General features: G+C 32.2%; 20 protein-coding genes and 1 pseudogene. 5 read left to right on the top strand and 16 right to left on the bottom strand.

Annotated features, from left to right (window positions below):
- Positions 1-45: 45 nt before the first annotated feature.
- Positions 46-864, bottom strand: a complete 819-nt coding sequence (locus AABL85_RS14055; RefSeq protein WP_341310530.1) for a GLPGLI family protein — start codon at positions 862-864, stop codon at positions 46-48.
- 214 nt (positions 865-1,078) lie between these two features.
- Here AABL85_RS14055 and AABL85_RS14050 point away from each other — a divergent pair, with 214 nt between their 5' ends.
- Both AABL85_RS14050 and AABL85_RS14045 read left to right on the top strand, forming a co-directional pair.
- Entirely contained in the window at positions 1,079-1,693 is a 615-nt protein-coding gene (locus AABL85_RS14050; protein WP_341310529.1) for a DUF7691 family protein, read from the top strand.
- A gap of 205 nt (positions 1,694-1,898) precedes the next feature.
- Complete coding sequence (locus AABL85_RS14045) at positions 1,899-2,558, top strand: DUF1266 domain-containing protein (RefSeq protein ID WP_341310564.1); 660 nt, start codon at positions 1,899-1,901, stop codon at positions 2,556-2,558.
- A 58-nt stretch (positions 2,559-2,616) separates the two neighbouring features.
- Here AABL85_RS14045 and AABL85_RS14040 read toward each other — a convergent pair whose 3' ends face one another.
- Both AABL85_RS14040 and AABL85_RS14035 read right to left on the bottom strand, forming a co-directional pair.
- Positions 2,617-3,405 (bottom strand): PhzF family phenazine biosynthesis protein, encoded by a 789-nt coding sequence (locus AABL85_RS14040; RefSeq protein ID WP_341310528.1) that lies wholly within the window; start codon positions 3,403-3,405, stop codon positions 2,617-2,619.
- An 18-nt stretch (positions 3,406-3,423) separates the two neighbouring features.
- A pseudogene (locus AABL85_RS14035) lies at positions 3,424-3,954 on the bottom strand (NAD(P)H-dependent oxidoreductase).
- Between the two features lie 102 nt (positions 3,955-4,056).
- Here AABL85_RS14035 and AABL85_RS14030 point away from each other — a divergent pair.
- Complete coding sequence (locus tag AABL85_RS14030) at positions 4,057-4,425, top strand: winged helix-turn-helix transcriptional regulator (RefSeq protein ID WP_006260142.1); 369 nt, start codon at positions 4,057-4,059, stop codon at positions 4,423-4,425.
- A 10-nt stretch (positions 4,426-4,435) separates the two neighbouring features.
- On the opposite strand, the gene AABL85_RS14025 is transcribed toward AABL85_RS14030, so the two are convergent.
- The 9 genes from AABL85_RS14025 to AABL85_RS13985 form a co-directional block, all read right to left on the bottom strand.
- Positions 4,436-4,684 (bottom strand): hypothetical protein, encoded by a 249-nt coding sequence (locus tag AABL85_RS14025; RefSeq protein WP_341310527.1) that lies wholly within the window; start codon positions 4,682-4,684, stop codon positions 4,436-4,438.
- Between the two features lie 157 nt (positions 4,685-4,841).
- Positions 4,842-5,864, bottom strand: a complete 1,023-nt coding sequence (locus AABL85_RS14020) for a cytochrome-c peroxidase (RefSeq protein ID WP_341310526.1) — start codon at positions 5,862-5,864, stop codon at positions 4,842-4,844.
- Between the two features lie 79 nt (positions 5,865-5,943).
- Positions 5,944-6,810 carry an MbnP family protein gene (locus AABL85_RS14015; protein ID WP_341310525.1) on the bottom strand — a complete coding sequence of 289 codons (867 nt, stop codon included), beginning with the start codon at positions 6,808-6,810 and terminating at the stop codon, positions 5,944-5,946.
- 23 nt (positions 6,811-6,833) lie between these two features.
- A complete protein-coding gene (locus tag AABL85_RS14010) occupies positions 6,834-8,822 on the bottom strand; it encodes a TonB-dependent receptor domain-containing protein (protein WP_341310524.1) in 1,989 nt (662 codons plus the stop codon).
- 5 nt (positions 8,823-8,827) lie between these two features.
- Positions 8,828-9,724 carry a hypothetical protein gene (locus tag AABL85_RS14005; RefSeq protein ID WP_341310523.1) on the bottom strand — a complete coding sequence of 299 codons (897 nt, stop codon included), beginning with the start codon at positions 9,722-9,724 and terminating at the stop codon, positions 8,828-8,830.
- A gap of 448 nt (positions 9,725-10,172) precedes the next feature.
- A complete protein-coding gene (locus AABL85_RS14000; RefSeq protein WP_041891990.1) occupies positions 10,173-10,502 on the bottom strand; it encodes a hypothetical protein in 330 nt (109 codons plus the stop codon).
- A gap of 407 nt (positions 10,503-10,909) precedes the next feature.
- On the bottom strand, positions 10,910-12,190 hold the full coding sequence (locus tag AABL85_RS13995; RefSeq protein WP_341310522.1) for an erythromycin esterase family protein: 1,281 nt from the start codon (positions 12,188-12,190) through the stop codon (positions 10,910-10,912).
- A 14-nt stretch (positions 12,191-12,204) separates the two neighbouring features.
- Complete coding sequence (locus AABL85_RS13990) at positions 12,205-14,265, bottom strand: S41 family peptidase (protein WP_341310521.1); 2,061 nt, start codon at positions 14,263-14,265, stop codon at positions 12,205-12,207.
- 366 nt (positions 14,266-14,631) lie between these two features.
- A complete protein-coding gene (locus AABL85_RS13985) occupies positions 14,632-15,018 on the bottom strand; it encodes a hypothetical protein (RefSeq protein ID WP_341310520.1) in 387 nt (128 codons plus the stop codon).
- Between the two features lie 123 nt (positions 15,019-15,141).
- On the opposite strand from AABL85_RS13985, the gene AABL85_RS13980 reads away from it, so the two are divergent.
- Entirely contained in the window at positions 15,142-16,158 is a 1,017-nt protein-coding gene (locus AABL85_RS13980; RefSeq protein WP_341310519.1) for a PTS sugar transporter subunit IIC, read from the top strand.
- Between the two features lie 161 nt (positions 16,159-16,319).
- Complete coding sequence (locus AABL85_RS13975) at positions 16,320-17,012, top strand: hypothetical protein (protein ID WP_341310518.1); 693 nt, start codon at positions 16,320-16,322, stop codon at positions 17,010-17,012.
- A 44-nt stretch (positions 17,013-17,056) separates the two neighbouring features.
- Here AABL85_RS13975 and AABL85_RS13970 read toward each other — a convergent pair whose 3' ends face one another.
- The 4 genes from AABL85_RS13970 to AABL85_RS13955 form a co-directional block, all read right to left on the bottom strand.
- Positions 17,057-18,274 (bottom strand): TCR/Tet family MFS transporter, encoded by a 1,218-nt coding sequence (locus AABL85_RS13970; protein WP_341310517.1) that lies wholly within the window; start codon positions 18,272-18,274, stop codon positions 17,057-17,059.
- 75 nt (positions 18,275-18,349) lie between these two features.
- Entirely contained in the window at positions 18,350-19,225 is an 876-nt protein-coding gene (locus AABL85_RS13965) for an AraC family transcriptional regulator (protein WP_341310516.1), read from the bottom strand.
- A 923-nt stretch (positions 19,226-20,148) separates the two neighbouring features.
- Positions 20,149-20,490, bottom strand: coding sequence for a hypothetical protein (locus AABL85_RS13960; RefSeq protein WP_341310515.1), 342 nt, complete (start codon positions 20,488-20,490; stop codon positions 20,149-20,151).
- A 240-nt stretch (positions 20,491-20,730) separates the two neighbouring features.
- The gene (locus AABL85_RS13955) at positions 20,731-22,431 is read right to left on the bottom strand and encodes an AIPR family protein (protein WP_341310514.1); all 1,701 of its coding nucleotides are present in this window, start codon (positions 22,429-22,431) and stop codon (positions 20,731-20,733) included.
- Positions 22,432-22,726 lie beyond the last annotated feature (295 nt).

Raw genomic sequence — 22,726 nt, 5'->3', positions numbered from 1 at the left:
TCCTATCAATCAGCATTACTTCCATCACTAATAAATATGATTTAATTAAAAATCTTTTTCTATAGGGTTACTACTTAAGATCAATTTCTGTTTCATCCCTGCTGGATATTGATCTATATTTTTTGCATTACCTGGATTTAACTCTATCAGTAAATCTATTGCTGTTTTATTATAAAAAACTTTATCTGCTTTCTTTGCTTGTTTTCTAGATACCTCTTCATAATTAGCTAATCCATCTAAAGCATCCTTAGCTAATTTTATATTTTGGCTGTTGGTAAATTCAAAAGTGTACTCTCCTGATGCATCCCATGCCTTAACTACAAAACCTGGTAGATTATTAAACTTATAAGGACCATTTAAGGCAGGAATGTCTGTTGTAAATAAAGCATACCACACACGTCCACCGTAGCTTGTTGTTGCCTCTTGTACCTTATATCCTTCCCATTGAGTTACTTCAGGAGCAATTGTCCATTTAATACTATTTTTATCCTCTTTATAAAAATACTTTTGTCTACTTTGTTCAAGATAAAACTTATTTTCATCAACATTACTATATACAGACCAAGCAAAACCAGATTTAAACTGCCTTAGTTTATTCATTATATCCATTCTAGACAACGATTTATCTGTCTTCGAAGTTGCCATAAATTCACTTCGCTGTAGGCTTCCATAATCAGTAAAGCGAGAATTACTTTGATTAATATCTAGAATAGCTACCCCTTCCGTTATCTGATCTGTTTTTTGAGGATCCTTTAAGATTTTTGTGCTATAAAAGAATCTGCTGATAGCAATAGAATCATTAGATTCTTGTGCAAAAGTGTTACCTACCAATGCTAAGGTTAAAATAAGGCAAAGTTTTTTCATGATAAATATTTAGTTTTTTAAGTGTTTGTTACTAGACTAGTAAACATATAAAAAAACTTCTAATTACCTCCTAAATATCTAATATAAGATATTTAATATTGATTTTATTATCTTTTATAGCACCATAAGCAACACAATCTATTATTTTACAATTTCAACAAAAAGAATATTAATTAATACATATTTTTGTTAAAAACAAAAAACTAATCAAGATATGGGATATTATATTTTTTCTTATGGCATTAAAACAGATCAAATACTAAATGCTTTTGGTTCTAAAGATTCTACACTACAAAAAGAAGTAGAAGAAAATGATGTCTTTCAAGACTATAGTGATTTTGAGGTAGATGATTTTGAAACTGCACCTGGTCAAGCTTTAATTGACATTATCCAAAACAATCCTTTCAACCATAAGTCCAACTATGCTTATGGATATGCTCTAATAGGGCTTTGTGATAATTTAGGAAAAGAACTTCCTTATGGCCAAGAAATTAAACTAGGGTATGAAACAGACTTGATTAACAAGGTCTTAATAGAAGACTTTTCTATAAAAGATATCGAGATTGAAGAATACCTTTTGGCAGACAATAGTCATCCATTTCCTATTCCCAAAATAGATGATTGGCCACTAATTGGTTTGATTAGACAGCCTCAATTACAGGAGTTAAAGACAAAACTCTTATCCCTTAATATTACTGAAGAACAAATCGCAGAACTAGAAGATGATCCTGAGGATAGAGAATTCACTTATGCGCATCTAAAAGGTATCTTAGACAATATTGATTATTGCCTTGATAATAATTTAGAACTAATCTCCTTCTGTCACTAAGAAATACACTGTAAGTAATCAGTCATTGTAGAATTAAAAATAGTACCGTAATAAAACATTGTTTATGGATAATTATATACTAATCTATGTAGGAGGAATAGTTCTTCTCTACTTTTTGTTTGCTAAATTCATACCTTTTATTAAAAAAGCTAAAAAGAAAACTAAAGCAATATTTAATCAAGTTTATATTAATAATCACTAGACTATAAATGACGAACAGTACCGAAAGCTTGCAATTGGTGCTTTATATAGTGAACAACAAACAGCCTATATTAACTCCCTAATTACAGGTTTAGATAAGAATCATATCAATACTATTTTATCACAATGGTGGGGCATAGATAATTCTTCTATGGCAAAGAACAAATTAGATTATTTAGCTAATAAAGGTTTTAACTACTATTTTGATACCGTACTCAAGTGTTTTGAAATTTCAAATGAACTACAAAAAAATACTATCATTCAAAGTAGCTTTAGCAATAATGAAGATATTGAAAAAGCCTATGATCAATTAGACAACCTCCAAGATATCTATGACGACTTAATTAAAAATAATATTATATCGTCAATGTCAGACTTAAGAAGTTATGGTAACATTGGTTGGGATTGTGGGAGATTAGTTTTTCTAAGTAGATTATGTTTCGATGCTGGTTATCTCTCTGAACAAGAAGCATGGAACTACATTAATAAAGCCTATAATATGGCAATTGAGAAATTTAATAATTGGAATGAATTCTCAAAAAGTTATATTATCGGTAGAGGAATGTGGGGCGGAACTGATTGTGGCAATGAAGGAATAATGATGATTGCTGAAAAATTACTCTTCAATAAGAAAAGCCCTTGGGTAAAACTAAGTTTTAAGTAAACCTCCCCCATAAAATACAAACGAGGATAAACTTTACTTATCCTCGTTTTGAGTTATATTATTCTATCCAAAACTGTCCCTTAGAATAAACTCTTGCTTTACCTGCTACGATTACCCTTTCGGCTTTATTCTCACAGTATAGCTCACCTCCTCTTTCTGATATTTGCTTTGCAAAAAGTGTATGCTTTCCTAATCGTGATGACCAGAATGGTATAAGAGAACAATGTGCTGATCCGGTTACGGGATCCTCAAGAATAGTAGATTGAGGTGTGAAATATCTAGAAACAAAGTCACTCTCTTCTCCTACTGAGGTTACTACCACTCCTCCTGGATCTAAGTTGATTAAATCTAAAACAGATTGATTCACTTTAATATTCTTTACATCCTCCTCTGACTCATAGACTAAGATATAATCTCTAGATTTGAAGACTTCTTTAGGCTGTATATTAAGTGATTTAGCGATAACATCTGGTAATGCTGAAGCTTCTGGCATTCTTGATGGAAAGTCCATATAGTACATTCCATCCTTAACCTCTACGATTAGCTCACCACTCTTGGTATCAAATACAATTCTGTCCTTTGGATATTTTAATATACTTGATAGACAGTGTGCTGTAGCTAATGTAGCATGACCACATAAGTCCATTTCTATCTCAGGAGTAAACCATCTCAAATGAATACTATCTCCATTATCTATAAAGAAAGCTGTCTCTGCAACCGCATTCTCTCTTGTTATTTTAAATAATACCTCGTCTGGTAACCAACTTTTCAAGGGTACAACACAAGCAGGGTTTCCATGAAAAATATGTTCTGTAAAGGCATCTATTTGATATAATTCTAATGTCATTATCTAGTTTTTAAAATATTATATTGTTTCTATAAATTGTACGTAAGGAATTACACTGTTTTTGATGGTTTCTACTGAGCTATCCTGCTCTATACCATAGTATGCATAGAATCCTTGATAATCAGCCTTAATGTAATTAAAGGTTACTTCATAAGGGGCTAACAGTTGTTCTAAAGTATATTTATACTTTCCCTCTGCACTATATTCCTGCTCATCAATTCCTGCTGATATAGCTAATCCTATTTTCTTATTACTCATCTTATAACCACTCTGGCTACCATAAGCCCAGCCATAAGTCAATACTTCATCTAACCACGTTTTAAACAAAGGAGGACAATTAAACCAGTAAAAAGGAAATTGAAATACAATATGGTCATAGGCTTCTATCAATTCTTGTTCTTTTTGAATATCAAGTATTCCATCAGGATATTCACTGTGTAAATTATGAATAAAGTATCATTCAGGATATTGCTCTAACTACTTTAACCATAACTTATTTACAATAGATTCTCCAAAATTAGGATGGATTAAGATCACTAATGTACGCATCATTTCTTAGCTTTAATCGTTATTACTACCGCAAAAATAGGGAGTTCAAACAGCTTTTTGTACCTTAGCGGCCAATTGTTAGATACTATCAAAAAAGTAAGTATGACCAAAATTAAGGAGACTTCTACTCATTTCGAAAACAAAAAAGCCCTTGAAAATGAATGTAATGAGGTATATGCCACAAGTATAATTGGAGGGCAATGGACGATGGCTATTTGTTGTTATTTACTTGAAGGGAAGATGCGTTTTGGAGAGATTAAAAAGGTATTACCAAATATTACAGAAAGAGTCCTTACTCTTCAACTGCGCAAATTAGAAGAGAATAAGGTTATTATCCGCACTATCTATCCAGAAGTACCGCCAAGAGTAGAATACGAACTTACACCTATAGGTCTAAAGCTAGCTCCCATCATTAAAGCGTTAGGCAAATGGGGAGCTGAGCATAAAAACCTTGAAGAAGAAACTAAATAAGTGGAGCAAGTTATTTCTCTTTTCTAGATTCTATCTCTTTTCTAATATTTTTAGCAGTAGTGAATAAGCTTATCGCAATTGGAAAAAGTGCAAAAGGAACAGCTATTAAAGCATTGAAACCTTTTGTCAAAGCACTATATCCCAAGAACACCAAGAGAACAAGAAGCATCCCTACCAATAAACCAGCTAATACTTTTGACTGTTTTTCTTTTTGTTTTAATTCTTCAATACTATAATGTGTGTAATCTGTCTTATTCATCTTTTTTAGTTTTAAATGCCTTATCCAACTAGTAAGTAGTTAAATATTCTCTTTTGTTACATTTTTTGTTAAGTATTCAATTAAAATAACTAGCTATAAAAGAATATCCTAACTATTAAAAAACAACCAACAAACACTTTATATAACAACCAACACATTACTTGCCAATAAACTTAGAATCACTTAAAGTAGACATAAAAGTAATTAAAGCTTCTTTCTCTTCTTCACTAAGCGAGATACGATTATTAGCCCCTTTGAAAATAGGGTCTAAGTTATCTGCATCTAATACACCGTTATCAAAGTAATCCAACACCTCTTTTAAAGAACTAAACTGCCCAAAGCTTCCATAAGGTGCAGTATATTCAATGTTACGAAGAGAAGGTACCCTAAAACTCATATAGTCTTTTAAATCACCTGTTACTCTAGCTCTGCCTGCTTCATTACTATCTGGGTTGATAGGAAAACCAATATTTCTAAAGCTTTGATCTGTAAAAAGTGCTCCACTATGGCAGCTACTACACTTCTGAGTAAACACCTTGTACCCATATGCCTCTTGACTAGTAAATTCCTCTTGTCCTAACTGAACACGATCGTACTTACTATCAGCAGAGATTAGTGTATACTCATACTGAGCGATACTTTTATATATTCTTTCTGGAGTCATAGACTCATCTCCATAAGCTTTTTTAAACAGCTTTTTATACTCTATATCAGCTCCTATTTTATCTAGTACTTCTACGATAGAAGAGTTCATCTCTTCATGTGTGATAATAGGTACAATAGGTTGATTCTCTAATTGAAGTTTGCTCCCGTCCCAATTGTAATATTTCATAAAGAGTAAATTCTGAATAGGAGGTGCATTGCGAAGCCCTACCCTTCCTTCTATACCTATTGCTTGAGCGTGATGATCTGCATAAGCTGATTCTTGTATATGACAGCTAGAACAGGAAATCGTATTATCCTTGCTCAACCTTGGATCTGTAAACAGTTTTTCTCCTAATTCAACTCCATATTTTGTAGGTTTATTTTTTAAAGCAGCGGAGTTCCTCTCTGGAAAATAAGTAGGAATTCCTAACTCTATCTCTGGATTGTCAATCACAATATCTTCATACTCACCCTTACTACAGGAGATTAAGCACAGTAGAAGTAATAGTACACTTATTTTTGTTGTTGTTTTCATTTGTAATAGCAATTATATAAAACCCTTTAGAAAACAAAGAGCTGTTATATCCATAACAGCTCTTCTATACTTGTATTTCTTATTTTACACTGATAATAGAGAACATTCCAGTAACATCACTCGTTCCATTTCCTCCTAAATTATCTACGAACTTCACCATTTGTAATGCTGTATGAATATTAGGTGTAGCATTATCATTTGGTCCTTTACCTGTACTTAGTTTAATTGTATTCGATTTCCCAGTTAATAGTTTATCAAAGTCAGCTTTAATCTTAATCGTTGGTGCAGAACTTCCTACCACTGCATGCGTTGGTAAGTTTAAGACTACCTCTCTATAAGCGTCCACACCTTGTATTAGTTCACCATTATCTCCATCATCTAGAGTACTTCCTGTGTGTATAGACATCTGCTTTTTATCAGCATCGTAGAAACCTTCTATCTTAGTAAAACGATATCCTGTTCCCCATTCCCACATCATTTCTGTATCATTAGCCCCAGCATTAGCATAAAAAATAGGAAACTTAATTTGATCAAGAACATTTAGATCACTGCGTACACCTAGACCAAATTTGATTTGTTTATACTCTCCTCTAGGGATATTAGTTAATAAATAATTTAATGTCTCTGTCTTCGCTTGATTCACAACAGTTGCTCCTTTATCTAAATCATTCACATGATAAGGAATCTCTTTTCCATCATTTTTAATTAGACGAATATTACTAATCACATATTTTAATTCAGAAAATTGATGCTCTTGTCCCTCTGCAGATATATTAATAGTAGCAGAAGAAGAACTAGCATCACCTAGAACAATTACTTTATCCTTGAATGTATTTGTAAACTCTAAAGTCACAGTATTAGCAACAGCGTTACTATCATCATTAGAACAAGAAACAACAGCTAATGAAGCTGCAAATAGTAAAAAGCTCTTTATTAAATTTTTCATTTGTCTTATTTATTAGGTTTTTCTTAAAAGTTTATTTTTAGAGACGTGAATATATTACGTCCCATTCTAGGGATATTACCCCAATCTGCATAAGTACTATAGTACTCATTAAGTAGATTCTCTGCTCCTACTTGAAACACTGTTTTAAAATTTTTGATATAGAAAGTGTAATCAACTGAAGCATTCCAAATCGTGTAGGATGGAGTCAAACTCTCTCCGTATTCTGGGCTAAAATCTCGTTGTTTCGCATCACCATTCATAGAAGTCTGTATACTAAAATCTCTAAATAGATAGTGTAAAGACGTTTGATAACTAAACGGTCTAATGAAAGGCAAGTTTCCCTTCTCGTTATCTTGACCTCTAGCATACGTCACACCACCTTTCCAATGCAAATCATCCATAATATGATAGTCTGCATTAAGAGCGAAGTTAAACAGTGTAGCATAGTCTAAAGAAGTATATCCTTTTACTCCTACTGATTGATAATTCATCGGACTACCTAAACTCAATATTCTTCCGATAACATAATTCTTGATATGAAAGTAATTCACCTTAGCTTGTAGTGAAAACTTATCTCCTTTATATCCAACACTTGCATTTAACTCATTAGAAATCTCATTTTTTAAATTAGGATTTCCGATGTAATCATAGCGATCATAACTATTGTAGATATAATATCCATAAGCTTCCGACACAGAAGGCGCTCTATGCCCATACCCTAGACCAACAGAGAAATTAAATCGATTAATATCCATTTCATAACTGGTGTGTAGACTTGGTAAGAACCTTGTTTTCTCTTGTGGGCTTCCTGGATGGAAAATCCAGTTAAACTCTATATACTTTGAGTAATTATAGTTTATTCCTGCTGATCCTCCGAAATTCAGTCTATGATCATCCGAGAACTCTATCGTATTGTTCAATGATACCCCTGCATAGGTCGTTGTTACCCATGGCCAACTATACGCAAACATCGTTTGTTTAGAGCGATCCTGTGGGTACATACGCATTTCTGCAATAGAGAGATTATTATAAGCGTTCAATTGTAATTCAGAAGAATACTTCCCACTTTTAAAGTTTGCTTTAGACAGTAACCCGTAAGTAGTACTCCACCCAGGCATATCCATATGCACCAAATTCTCTGGGCGTGTAGTATCATCCATATAATGCTCTATCGCATTAAAATAAGCCTTGGTATCCCAAACACGTATAAATTTGTCCTCAAATAATTGTTTATAGGATACAGAAGTAATCAATGCACGAGAAAGCCATAAGTCCATGGGTAAAGCAGGGAAACCCACATCTTTAGCAACGTCAAAAATAACATCTGCTCGCAGTGAAGATAAACCACCTGTTTTATAAGCCAATCCTAATGCTGTATTAAACTTTTTATACTGTGAGTGCTTTACCTCATCGTTATTTCCATCTTTATAATTACTCGCCTCTCGATAAGCAATACTAGCGTCACCGGCTAGTTTCTCACTTGAAAACGAAACATTACCAAGATTAAAGAATTGTTTATTATTAAACTCGAATCCACTTTGATAAGCACCTGTCCATACCTGTCCTATCCCAAAGGCTGTCGTTTTTCGTTTAAGGTCAATACTCCCAGCCACAGTAGCTCCATGCATTCCTCCTTCTTGACCAGATTTAATATCTATAGTAGATAGATTATTACTCTCTACATAAGAAGTAACAGGATCCATCTTATCTGTACAAGCACCAAAAATATGCATCCCATCAATAGTCAAGGTAGAGCGTTCTGTACTCATATTATTCAGCATAGGCTCCCATGCATAAGCCCCTCTTTTGATAAAACTTATTTGTTCTGAAGAAGCCAAAAACTCATCGACAGACACAGCCATCTTCATCTCTGTTTCTATTCTCTTCTTAGCTTGAACTAGCATAGAAATTTCGTCTAACACAGTTGGTACACTATCTTGTAGGCCTTTATTATCTTGTGCTACACTCGCTGTTGTAACTCCTAAGATTAATATGGTAATAAAAGGTTTCATAATAATTAAAATAAGGTATCTATATGTAGTTCACTTTTCTTGCCTTCTACACCTGGTGTAAAGTCACTAGGTACATTCGTTCCCTTTAGAATACGACCATGCTGATTTAGCATAATAAAGTTCAATGTCCAGTTACCTGTCATTGTATAGTTCACTACACCATAATAGAACTTATCCTCGCGTTGAACTAGATCTTTATTATTAGGAGAAGAGTGATTCCCCATCGAAGGCTCAGGCATTCTAGGGTCTAGTAATAAGGTATAATTATCAACTACTGTATAAGCATCTTTTAAGCTACTGTATCCAGCATTAAGTTTATATATTCCAGCTACAAGTTCATTTTCTGCTACCTTTGGTTTTATAGGTGCAACTAATGCTATGATATAATCCTCATTGTCAATCCCTCTAAAAGAAGTCATATTAAGATTCTTATTGTTTTGCTTTTCAACGAAAATAAGCTGACTCGCTTTAACACTTTGATTTTTGTCCTTAATTGTAATCTCTACTCTCCAGTCACCTTGAGTATTCTCTTGCGTAAAAACAGAGAAACCTTTATAGACTTTCTCTCCTTTATCATACATCATATCATATAGATTAGGGCATGACTGCATCTTCCCTTCTGCAGTAGTATAGATAGGTAAGAATGTCACTTTTGCATTCTCCACGACTTGCTTTGTAGTTGCATCAGTGATTTTTAATCTTACTTCATTATACCCTTTGTACAGATGTCCATTAAGGGCTTCTAAGCTTATTGTATAGTTGTCTTTTTCGATTGAGACCACTTCCTTAAATTCATTATGCTCAGGAGTCGTAATATTACTTTCTGATTCATAATCTGTTTTATCAATAGTACAAGCTGTAGTAAACAGAAACAGTACTACTATCCACGTTAAGATTCTCATTGTTATATAAAAGTGCGTACATGACTAGGTGAATCTGTATGATTCTCTTTTATAGATCAAATCATACACCTGATCTTTTAACCCAAAATCAGTGTACAGCATTAAGGACATCATCAAGTGTATTGACAATATCATCGGTTAAACTATTTTACTTATTTTACCCCAAAAGCATACAGTAGATGCTTGCCATCATAGAGATATAGACATCGTATTTCTAAGTAGATATAGAAACTCTCCTATAGAATCACTTAGCACCATGTAGTACATACCACAAAAGAGTGATACCTCATACCAAAAAGATACAACTGATTATACTGGTACCTACACATCAATGTACTATACCAATATCTAATCCACTATACATGAAATGGGATATGATTACTTACTATCTAGACCAACAATCACATTAGGTACAGAAACAAATAATCTACTAAAAGTCAATAGTTTATTAGACAGGTGGTCTAAAAAGGAAATTGTTGAAAGTATAAGTATATACACTATCAAGGCTAAAGAACGCCTTAAACGTATAATTCTTAAATAAATGAATAGATGTGTTATTTACAATATCTTGAAAATAAACAAGCTGTATTTCTGCCGAAGCAAAATTGCTTTTACTTTTATCTTTACCGGTATCAGAAGCATTAGCCATCTCTTTAGATAGATGACACATTCCATTACATTCTAACTCTGGCTTATCTCTGTTCACACAAAGTTCATCCTTGATATAATCATATAGCACCACATATTCAACAACCGGAAGTACTGGCTTGAATAACATGAATAGGGATAATATGACGATTGCAAATTTCACGAGTACAAAATTCTGACTATTTTTTCAATCTACAAAATCTAGGATTGTTTATATAAATCAATAGCCTAAAAATATAAATAGAAGTCCCCTGTTTTCAGAGATATAAAGTATGATTCTGAAACAAAAATTAGCCAAGTACTACAAAAGCATTCTACTTCATAACTCCTTCATTAGTTATAAAACCATATTATTGTATGTTTGTATCACACATTTAGATCTATTTTGTACAATTACTTACCGTTTATATGTCTATTGCATATTTTGGGATAATCATAAAAAACAAGCCTTAAGAGTTACTTAAGGCTTGTCTAAATTAACAACAAATGGTCAATACTAAAAGTACATACTTTTGTATTATTAAAACTATTTTCATTCTATAAAGGGATAGAATTACTTTCGTTAAATTCAGTCCACACTCTTTTTCTTTCTTTAAATTCAGGTAAATACTCTTGTCTCATATAGAAAAAACCATCCACTACAGTAGATATATCGCTCTTATATGGGGTCAATCCTATTAATAATGACTTATTAATCTTATGGTTATTAACTATCTCTTTACTCAAATCAGTTCTAGTAGACATAAAGGCGTACTCCTCCTTTATTGATTCTTTTATATATCTTTCTATACTGCCTTTAGCCGCAACGGCTCTTTTCTTTCCTACACCTAAATACCCTTTAAGACCAGTAACACCGCTACTTGGTACAAAAGCAATATGGTAGTACTTCTCTTTATATTTCTGTTTTAAAAAATATCCCATAAACTGCTTGTCCCCCTTTTTAGTGTCTTGAGTAGAATTTTTATCTGCCAATAAGTGGACTGTTGCAGCCCATAAAATCATTTTTTTATTAGAATATTCATTGGTAACTAAATAGTCAACATTTTTAGCCATCATGTAATCCCTGTCATATAACTTATAATTCATACGGTATCTAGACTCTAGATTAACTAAAATCTGTTCCCAGTACTTAAAGTATTTATCTTTAACTTCTAATTTATCTAATGATTCTTTTATTTCTTCAAATTTACTGTGAAGCACTAAAGTATCAGAAACTGGTAGTGGCTTAATTGAATATGATTTTCTTACTGCATGATTTAAAGAAGAAATAAAAATACTATCTGTGGTGATTTCAGAGATAGTTGCTTCATTTAGCTTTGTTATAAACTTTCTGAAATTTTCATCAATTTGACTGTCCAAATGGAAGAAGCTATTATCAAAACCTGCATAAATCAATGGTCTATCTGTTTTTTGTGTCTCAACGATATAATTAAATAACTCAAGCATATCATCTGAAAGCCATACTCCACTTATTGCTCCACTTCTTAGAAAATCATCGCCTGTTACTTTTCTTTGACTAATACTATTATTATAATACTCCTTCGCATCATATAATGGTGACTCTATAGCCAATACGTCAAAACCACATTCTTCATGAAGATATTTCACCATTTTTACTTTAGCTCTATAAGTTTCTCCCATAAAATGAGAAGACTCTCCTAGCCCAACAATACTGACATCTTTTAAATCTGACTTCAACGTAGTTAAAGATTCAAAATTAGAATTGATAAAATCTTCTTTACTTAATTCTTGTACTTGTCCAAAGGATACAGAAAGACCAAAACAGACAAATAATGTAGCTATAAATTCTCTAATCATAAATATTCTTTTTTTTAAAGCAAATTCTCAATTCCTTTTTCTAGTATTAAATCTCTCTTTTCTTTTAGAGCTTGTACAGTAGGGATAACTTCTTCATCTATTCTCACTCCTACTTTCTGAGTATCAGAGCCATCAGGATAATATATCCCGATACCTGAGAAAATAACTTGTATATTCCCTGGTAATATTAGAATACTGATATTACCATCTGCACCAGCTGTCTGTGTACCTATTACTTTTACATTAGGTGATGTCTGTAATCCCATCACATTAAATTCTGATGCACTCATTGTACTTTCATCTACTAGAATAGACACTTTCCCTGGATAGTAATGATTAGGATCACCATACGTCTTACTTTCATCGTCATTTAATTTACCTAATTCATTCTTGCTTGGCATTTTATATTTAACAAAAGGTACTCCTGATTGGGTAAAATATTTCATTAACTCTCCTAAACTAATAATCGGATAAGAACGAAAGTCTAAGATAATCCCCTTTTTAGATTTAAAACGCGACATAATATCAGTCAACTCTTCACTCTTCAAAGCTCCAATATTGAGATAACCTAGATTATTATCTAAGTCCTGATGCGAAATTAAAGGATCAGTAAAAAAAGCAAAGTCATGTAAATCAACAGTAGGTAATGATTCTTTAAAATCGCCTTGTTCACTACGCAATCCTAATTCTAACTCTGCTTTATTCGTTCTCAACATAAAACTTGCTAAATTATATAGCTTAGCGTTATTATTAGAATAAGGATAGAACCCTTCTCTTTCCTGCATTATTTCTTTAACACTTCTTCCTCCGATTGTTTTTATTTCATCACCAATGCGAACTTTGAACTCATCTTCTCTTCCCTTGATTAGTTCTGTGACCACTAATCTGCCTTCTATAAACCTAACTTTAAGAGGTATAATCTTTAGACCTAAATACTCCCCCATCAGCCTATCTCCTTTTGCATTAAAGAAAGAATGTCCATCCCCTAGTTCTTTAGTCAATTTCATCAGGTCAATCTTATATTCTAACTCATCTCTACTAGACAACAACTTGAACATATACTGTTCTAGAACTGTATCCCAATCTTTAGAAATCAAGTTTTTATAAGGATAAAAGTATTCTATCACATTCCAATAACGAAATAGCGCTAATAAACGATAACCGTGATCATCAAAACTAATATCTTTATAACTCTTCTCATTCTCAAAAATTGCATTACCTACATTTGGAAAAAAATCCACATAATAGTGGTTGCTAGGAATTGTCAAGGACTCTTCTCCAAAACGATTTTTCCATAGTACTAATTGTTCTTGGAAGTCATTTCTTTTTACTATTGGTAATATCCTAAAGAGTTCATAATCCCAATTGTAATTACCCTTTGCGATATCTGGATGAGTATACTTAAGTCTCCCCCACACCTTACATAATTCTGCTAACCTCTTTACGCTCGTCTCATTCACTTTATCCACTGTAAACTTAGAACCAGTATCAAACTCATTATCTAGTTCTGCTTTAGGAGGTGATTTTTTAACGTTTTCTAGCTCTTTTAGATTCTTACCATCTAGTGTCACCTCAAAGTCTTTAAACCACACCTCTCCTGTTCCTTGTAATCCTCCAACAATAAAAATCGTATCTGTAGCTGTATCGAGTGGAAGCTTCACACTATATCTTTTCCAATTTGTCGTTCCTACTATCTCATTATGTTCTAGCATAGCATATTTTATAGAACTTCCTCTCTTTAAAAGATTAATCATAATCTTAGCATCTCCCTCTTCAATATCTTTACTTCTAATGAGCGCAGATAGCATAAGAGTATCTCCCTGATACCCATTCGGTATTTTGCTTAACACACTACAATAGGATTGATCATTACCAGAAGATTTTATATACAGAGACTTCTCTTTTTTATTTAAGCTATCTACTACTACACTATACTCAGTAGCTCCTTTTTCTATATACCAGTTATTCTCTAGAACCCCCTTCTCATACAAGTTTTGAAAGCGTACTGTCTGCTTTACTTGTGAGAAACACGTTATAGGAGTTATAAGTAATAATACTTTTAAAAAAGTTTTCATTATCATCTAATTAGAGATTTAAAATTTATTTATAGTGATAATGATTTACATATTATCAACTACCTTACTTGTGTATATAGTACTAAATCTAGTAATAAATAACTTTTATTATCTAATAAGAGCACTAAGTTTAATAAATATGAGTGTTTTCACTCCATATATGTTAAGAGCATATTAAAATATATAATAAATTAACCTCCTACACAATTTTTTAATCTATAGCTATAAAAGGTTAATAATCTATTTTCCTTGCACTTTCTAGGAGTTTACTAGTACTTTGCTTGGGTTTCCTTGCCTAGAAGGCTGTTTTGTCGTAGAAACCTGCAAGAATACCCCTAGTAATCCTAAGGCAAAGCAATAGTAAACCTAAAAAAGTTCTGATGCTATTCCATAAGAAAAAGATCCTTTAACATCATAATACATTTCCTCAACTGTTAAGTTATTTAGGTATGCTTTTTCTAAATAGTCGATTAATTTAATAGTTGTATTTTTAACTGATGTATCAATAGAACACATCAGATGATCTTCATAAAAATACACATCCTCTAGAGGTATATTATTCCACTGCCCTTTATCATTAGACTTAAAGTAACTGTTATTATGATCAAAAGTATTCGTTTCATACAGTTTCTTATAACTATCTAATGATGTAATCTTATCTAGTATAACGGGTGACTGAGCCATTATAAAAGAAGGAAAAAGGAAGATGAATAGCAATAATATTGATTTGATAGAAGTATTGAAAATACTCATTTCTTTAATTTGTTAATGAAGACACTAATTTAAGAATAACATTAACATTACTACTATAATTATTAATACTTTCGCATCGATTATAGCGCCTTAAAACAGGTGCTTTATTAAACTAAATACTTAATGAAACAATTTCTTCAAAGAAAAGACATACAGATTTCAAGCAAGCGATACTTTATCGATGCTATGGGAGCTATGGCCTACGGGTTATTCGCTACTCTACTAGTAGGAACTATTCTAAAGACGATAGGAGAAGAATTTGGCATTTCGTTTTTAAAGGAGGTCGTTTGGCCATTTGCAAATCAGGCGACAGGTCCTGTAATTGCATTAGCCATTGCCTATAGTTTAAGAGCACCACAGCTAGTACTATTCTCATCTGCAGTGGTAGGTGTAGCAGCGTATCAATTAGGTGGTCCATTAGGTGTATTTATCGCGACTATTATTGCTGTAGAAATCGGGAAAGCTGTAGCAGGTGAAACAAGGATCGATATAGTGATAACACCAATAGTCACGGTTTTAGTAGGAGTAGCTTTAGCACAATGGATCGGCCCTAGTGTTAATCAGTTGATGCAATGGATTGGGCAGGTTATCATCTTTTCTACAGAGGCTAATCCTTTAATTATGGGAATGGTTATTGCTGTAGTAGTGGGTATGGTACTTACCTTACCGATCTCCTCAGCTGCTTTATGTCTCATGTTACAACTAGATGGATTGGCAGCAGGAGCAGCGACCATAGGTTGCTGTGCTCAAATGATAGGTTTTGCGACCATCAGTTATAAAGATAATGGGCTAAAGGGAGTACTAGCACAGGGTATCGGTACTAGTATGTTACAAGTCCCTAATATTTATAAGAATTGGAAGATATGGATCCCACCAACCTTAGCCTCTGCTATTTTAGGTCCAATCGCTATTTTGTTCTTTAACATGCAAAATACAGCATTAGAATCAGGTATGGGGAGCTGTGGGTTAGTCGGTCAGATAGGAACCTTTAATGCAATGAAAGAGGCCTACTCTACTTCCTATATTATACTAGTTATACTAGGTTTACAGATTATATTACCGATGATTTTGTCATACCTAATCTACTATATCATGAAAAAGAAACAGTGGATAAAAGATGGTGATATGAAAATATTCTAATTCTGAACTCGTGTTTAAGTGTATTCTCTTCTTGATTAATTAAGCAAGCTGGTTCTAAAACATCAAAGAAGATTTATGGCAATATAGTATAGTTACCCCATTCACTCAATAAAAAACGCTTCGAAAAGTCATCTTTTATACTTTTTTTGTATATTCGACAAATGCAAAAGAAGTATCAAAACGATTTTTCATCACTATACTCTAAAGATAATGTACTGCTCACTTGGGTCTTCAATATTTGTGGAGGCGCGCTGCTAGTGAGCTTATTTGTCCTCCTTGCTTTGTTGCCCTTATTGGTATCAACGCAGATTAAGACATTGGTCATTATAGGGTTATTCTACTACCCTATTTGGGCTATAGTATTATATCGTTTTTACTGTTATATTAGAAGTAAAATGGCTGTAGCCATAAGAAATATCAAGGTAGATGACCAAGGTATCCACTTTTCTAAAAAAGATGGAAGTACTGCTGAAATTCTTTATAATCAATTAGGATACTCTTACCGTTCAGAGTACTATGATGTCTATCTAGTACCTGTAAATAAAACTTACAGACTCGCTGTAGGGATAGATGGTGTCCAAACTGAAATTGTATTTGACGGTGCAGATGTTGGAAGTGTTTATCAAATCAAAAATGCAAGAGCGTTAAGAGCTAAGTTTATAGAGGGTATCGTTCGCTTTAGACCTGATTTAAGAATAGACCCTTCTGTATTTAAAGAGTTCAGTATTCATCCTCAAGACTTCACCTTTGATGGAAAAAGATATATGAAGCATATAGGACAAGGAGTACTTATCACAGGTGGTATCTTAATAATAAGCATATTGCTTGGACTACTTATCATTAAACTGTCTTAAATACTCCTATCTAATAACTTTTTTCACAATAGCACTGCGAATCTTTAGTTTTTATGCTTTTTAAAGCTGTAATAGATAAACACAGCACTGATAAACATCAATAGCGACGCTAATAAAAACGGAGCTCCCGAGAACTTAAAAGGTGCACTCTCATGGGAAAAATAATAGAATAAGTTAGTCATAATAGGTGGTCCAATAATAGAAGTAACACTTACTAAACTTGTTAAAGCACCTTGTAATTCACCTTGTTGATCAGAAGGTATACTCTTACTAATTAAAGACTGAAGAGAAGGGCCGCAAATACCCCCTAAAGAATACGGTATTAAAAAGACTAACATCATCCATCCCTGATTTGCAAAAGCAAACAATAATAGTCCTAATGCATAAAATAAAAGCCCTAAATAGATGCTTTTTTGCTCTCCTAATTTAGGCGCACTCCATCTTATTAATACTCCTTGTACCAACCCAATTAACAATCCTAATATCCCTAATGAGATACCCACTAGCCTTTCTGTCCAACTAAACTTATACATCGTAAAGAAATGCCAATTACTCTGAACTGCATGTAGCCCAATATAGACGAACACTAAAGCAAATACTAAATTGGAAATTTTAGGATGTTTAAATAAAAACTGAAAAGAGCCTATCGGATTAGCACGTTTCCACTCAAATGACCTTCTCTTACTTTTATCTAAACTCTCAGGAAGCATAAAATACCCGTAAAGGAAATTCAGAAGACATAACACAGCTGCTACATAAAAAGGTACTCGCGCTCCATAATGTCCTAATAAACCTCCCAACACAGGTCCTATTATAAACCCTAGACCAAAAGCAGCTCCTATTACTCCGAAATTCTTTGTTCTGTTCTCATCAGTAGATATATCAGCAATATAAGCACTTGCCGTAGAAATACTAGCTCCTGTCAGTCCAGCTATGATACGACCTACAAATAACCATCCTATAGAAGGTGCGAGAGCTAATAAAACATAATCTATCGAAAAGCCAAAAAGAGAAATCAGTAAAATAGGTCGTCTACCATACTTATCACTAAGATTACCTACTACAGGTGAAAATACAAACTGTGTAAATGCATATGCAAAACCAAGCCATCCACCATACGTAGCAGCTTCACTAATATCACCTTGAATAAGCTCACCAATCAGTTTCGGAACGACAGGAAGTATAATACCCCACCCTGTTATATCTAGCAATAGAGTAAGAAAGATAAACCCTACTGCAGCTTTTTTATCTGTTTTTTTCATGTGGTAAAAGTAAACAGAGTGCCAGAATGAGATATTGACGATTTAAGAGGTTTTAAGTACTATTTCTAAGCTTTATTACTCTTCCTCTCGATATAACTTAGGAGACATCCCAGTATTTCGCTTAAAATATCTACAAAACACACTAGTATCTGTAAACTCCAGCTCATTACTAATTTCTTTTACTGATAAACTTGATGATTTAAGTAGTGTTTTAGCGTGTAATATGAGTACATGATCAATCCATTGCAAAGTAGACTTACCTGTATTTTGTTTTAGAAACGACGAGAGGTACTGCGTACTTAAATGTAGTTTATCTGCATAAAACTGCACATTTCTTTGCTTATGAGCATATTTAGAAACCAAAGAGTAAAAGTTATCGATAATTTCGTGTGTTCGATTCTTTGTTTGGCTTTTAGTATTAGGCACATCTTGATACTTTTCTATAATCAAATTAATCAATGCCATAACAAGGTGCTTGAGCATTTCTATTTTATTAGAGCTTTGCTTCTTATTGTATACTTTCTCAATAAGCCTGATTAACTCCTGTTGTAAAAGAAGCTCTTCGGAATCCAATCTTATAATCGGTTGCCAACGAATCTGATCATTCATTACAAATTCTCTTAGTATGGGAAAAGTTGAAATAAAGTCTAATGAAAGACCAATAGTTACTATTTCTGCATCTTCACTTAAAGACTTTGTCTCTATCATAACCTGTGGGGGAACAACAGCTATATCTCCTTTTTTGACTTCATATTCAGAAAAATGAATTTGGGTTTTCATTGTCCCTTTTAATACAACACCTAATAACAGTCCCTCAAACAAACGATTATGTTTCTTATAGTTTTGATTTGCCTTACTGTGTTGATGAAAAACAACAATACCATCTATTTTCCTAGCCGGATCAAGATCATATAGGCTAAAAACATTATCAAGGGTTATAAATAAAGCCATATTCACACATATTTTTATATACTAGCAAGAAGTACTTTCCGTTTTTCTAATACCAGATAGCCAAACTAAAATCTTTTGATATTCTAAAACCTCATTAGTCATAATTACCTTATTTTTACTCTTGTAACTACAAGACAGTATTATATTTCCTAGAAGATCATTAAACCGGTACACATAGATACTAGTCTCTGCATAGAAATTTTTTTCCTAGTGAACTATGTAATATTTTATGGTTATAGAACTGTACATCTTTTTTTAGTAGTTGCTTACTTTAACCAAAAGCATGATATCTCCTTTTCTTAGATTACAAATCTATAAAAACTCAAAAGTACAAAATCTATTTACTTCCATTCTTTTCCAAATACTTCTTGATATTTCCCAAAAAGTCTGTTTATTTCCACTTTTAAAAATTCAAACAACTGAATATCAATGACTAAACATATTGAACACACCTATTTCTTCGGAAGCCCTTCGGAAGAGTTCAGTATTTGTTCGGACTGAGGGGCTGTTTTCCGAAGAACATCCAAAGACTGCCCCATAAATTCCCGAACAATATGCATTTAGGCTTCTAATTTTTAATGGTCTTTTTTTAAATACACTTTTGCATAAAATGCGATATCCTTAAAAACACAAAACCTATAACTCATTGTGAATCATAGGTTTTATACTATCCTAATAACTTTTAAAAAGTGATCATATCTAATTTTTGTGGATAAAGAGGGTTAGCCTCTTTATACCATATGTTTTATAAATAAGGATGTTCACTTTTTTAAATTGTTGCGCGCACCTAATTACGAAAGTTTTATGCTATGATTGGAATCGTTTGATTCTATATCAAAGATATTATTTAATATTGATTTTGAGGAAAAAAAGTTTTTAGTTTATCTCTAATGTATATTTCATCAGATGTTAAGCAACAGGCTTTATTTTAATTTATAATCTTCAAAATCGACTTCTACTTTTTCAAAATTTTCAGTGATTTCTAAAATTGAATTTATTCGAAAAAGACATTCTTGGTTATTTTCAGACATTAGGAAAACAAAACCCCATGTATCTTTTGAAAGAATAAATTCTCCCATTTCGGAATTTACATTTATTAAAATTTCATCATTCATCCATAAATCCTCAAAGTCTACAACTGTGGGCTTTAATATTTTAATTGCATCAAGGAAATCAGAAAGAAATTCTTCTTTTTCGACACCATTATAAATTTCAATTAAAAGTTTCTCTAATCCATATTCTGGACGAAAATGATATTTATACATATTATTTCAGTTGTTTATTTCGCAATGTTAAGATGAGCTTGCTGCTAACGTTACTAGACTTGTCATTGGTAGCAGGAATTAAAATTTTTCATTCAACTTTATCAACATTACAATCAAAACGAAATAAATTAACAATCTTCAATAGAATAGTAATTTATGCTAACTTTTTTTAGAATTAAATATCGAACGTACAAGTTCAACATTACCTATTATTTCACAAAATCTCTGCTATTGGCAATACTATTCAAAATACATATTTTTTATACTTTCTACTAATTTATTTGATTTTGATAGTTCCGTACTATCTAAATCTAATTCCAAAGAATCTATCTTATCTAAAACATTTTTTATTTTTTCATCAAAGTTTCTACTATTGTTAAAATGTAATATTAAATCTATACAAAATTTATCTATTTTATTTGCCTCAAATTTTGGATAATCTAAACTATATTCCAATCTTAGCATCATTAATATAAAATATCTGATTTTCTTATATTTACGATCTATTTCATTTGCTCTAAATTTAGTTTCGAGCTTATTATAAATAATCGCTGCTGTATAGTATGGATATAATTTATGGTTGTCTTTGAATAATTGCTTACCAAACTCATTAAATAATGCTCCAAAATATCTAGTAGCCAAGTGTGGTTTTAGAAAATAAAAACTACCAATCGTTTTTATTAAAGTTGATTTATCAATAATGAGTTTTGGATCCACGTTACTTCCATTATACTGTTTTGAGCGGCGTTCGTAATATAATTTATCAGGGTCATTAAAAGTTTTGAAAAAATCTTCTAATTTTTTCTGAAAATCAGAATATGCTAATAAATCTTCTTCTTTAACTTCTGTTTGTCTATTTGTTGAACGAATAATTTTTGATATAAGATTTTCGTCCTCTGTAATTATCAGTTTCAGAGTCACAAAGATCTTATCGTCTATAAATTCTTTTGAATCTAAAAGTACACGTGAAGTTTGTAACCCATTAATTATCTGATAATTTGTTATTGTTACATTATCTCTAGATGTAGAAAGTTTTTCAGCGACTATTGTAATACCATTATTTAGAACAGAAAAAGCATATTTTAGCTTTTCATCTGTAATAGTGTTTTTTATTTCTTGATTTATCTTATTAAACCCTTGAAAATCTCTTACATTATCATAAAAAATTGAAGTAATAAGTTCCGAGTCTTCTTCTATAAGATTAATAATCGTAGTTGCAGGGATAACTCCAATATAAGCTTCATTTACCTTGTCAATATCAGGAATTAGGGTTTTATCTTTAAAAGCAAATGTTCTCGATATTTTCTGTCCAATTTTTTTATAGTCATTTTGTAAGTTACCATAATCAAAAAATGAAAATTCTATTTTCCCAAAGACTCTTTGGTCTTTGATGTTTTTTAAAATTCGACTTTTTTCAGCTTCTGTGTTTACATCATTTTCGTAATCGCCTAAAGTAGAATAAAAAATATGACATGATGGATTAGATTCCAAATCATTAGCTCTTAAAGTTAAATGTTTAAATAACTCTATAAGATTTACAGCATTTACATTCCATGAATATTTTTGTTCGATTGAAACAAAATCTTCAATTGAATTACCGAATGAACTTATTTCTTTTACGTCGAAATTATTAGAAGTTTTAGCCTGAATAAAATAAACTTCTGCTATAGGCTTTATATTATTATCTAATATTGCATTTAAGTCTTCGATTGAAGTTATAAGATGTTTATTTATTAGAATTGCAAAACCATCTAAACCAAAAGTTCCATTAACACCGATATTTATAGCATTTAGTGAATCCCCATCTATTCTATCTTCTAATCTTTTTTCTAAAATTGTATAATTTACAAAATGTTCAAATAAATCATTTTCCTTTAAATCTTCAAAATCAAATTTATTCCTAAAGTCTTTCAATAAGCTTTGTGTAATTCTATCAATCATAAGTATTTAGTAATTAGTTTTTCAGCATTACGAACGTTTTAATCTTCAAACTTATTAAATAATTCTCAATATGAAGCATGGAAATCCGTAAACCCCTCAATATTTTGAGTCTATCTACTATTTTAATAAAAACAACGACTTCGGAGTAGTTTTCCAGCCCTCTGCAAGAGCAAGTAGTTTTGAAGGTAGGAATATGAGTGTCTTAGATATTTATGAAAGGTGCGCTTTCGGTGCACAAGCGCATAAAAAAAGCCCGATAACGAGTGTTATCGGGCTTTTCAGCGGAGAAAGAGGG

The sequence above is a fragment of the Myroides odoratimimus genome (assembly GCF_038039805.1).
Classification (GTDB): domain Bacteria; phylum Bacteroidota; class Bacteroidia; order Flavobacteriales; family Flavobacteriaceae; genus Flavobacterium; species Flavobacterium odoratimimum_B.
The sequence above is the reverse complement of the archived record's forward strand: the minus strand, read 5'-3'. Positions and strand labels throughout refer to the sequence as shown.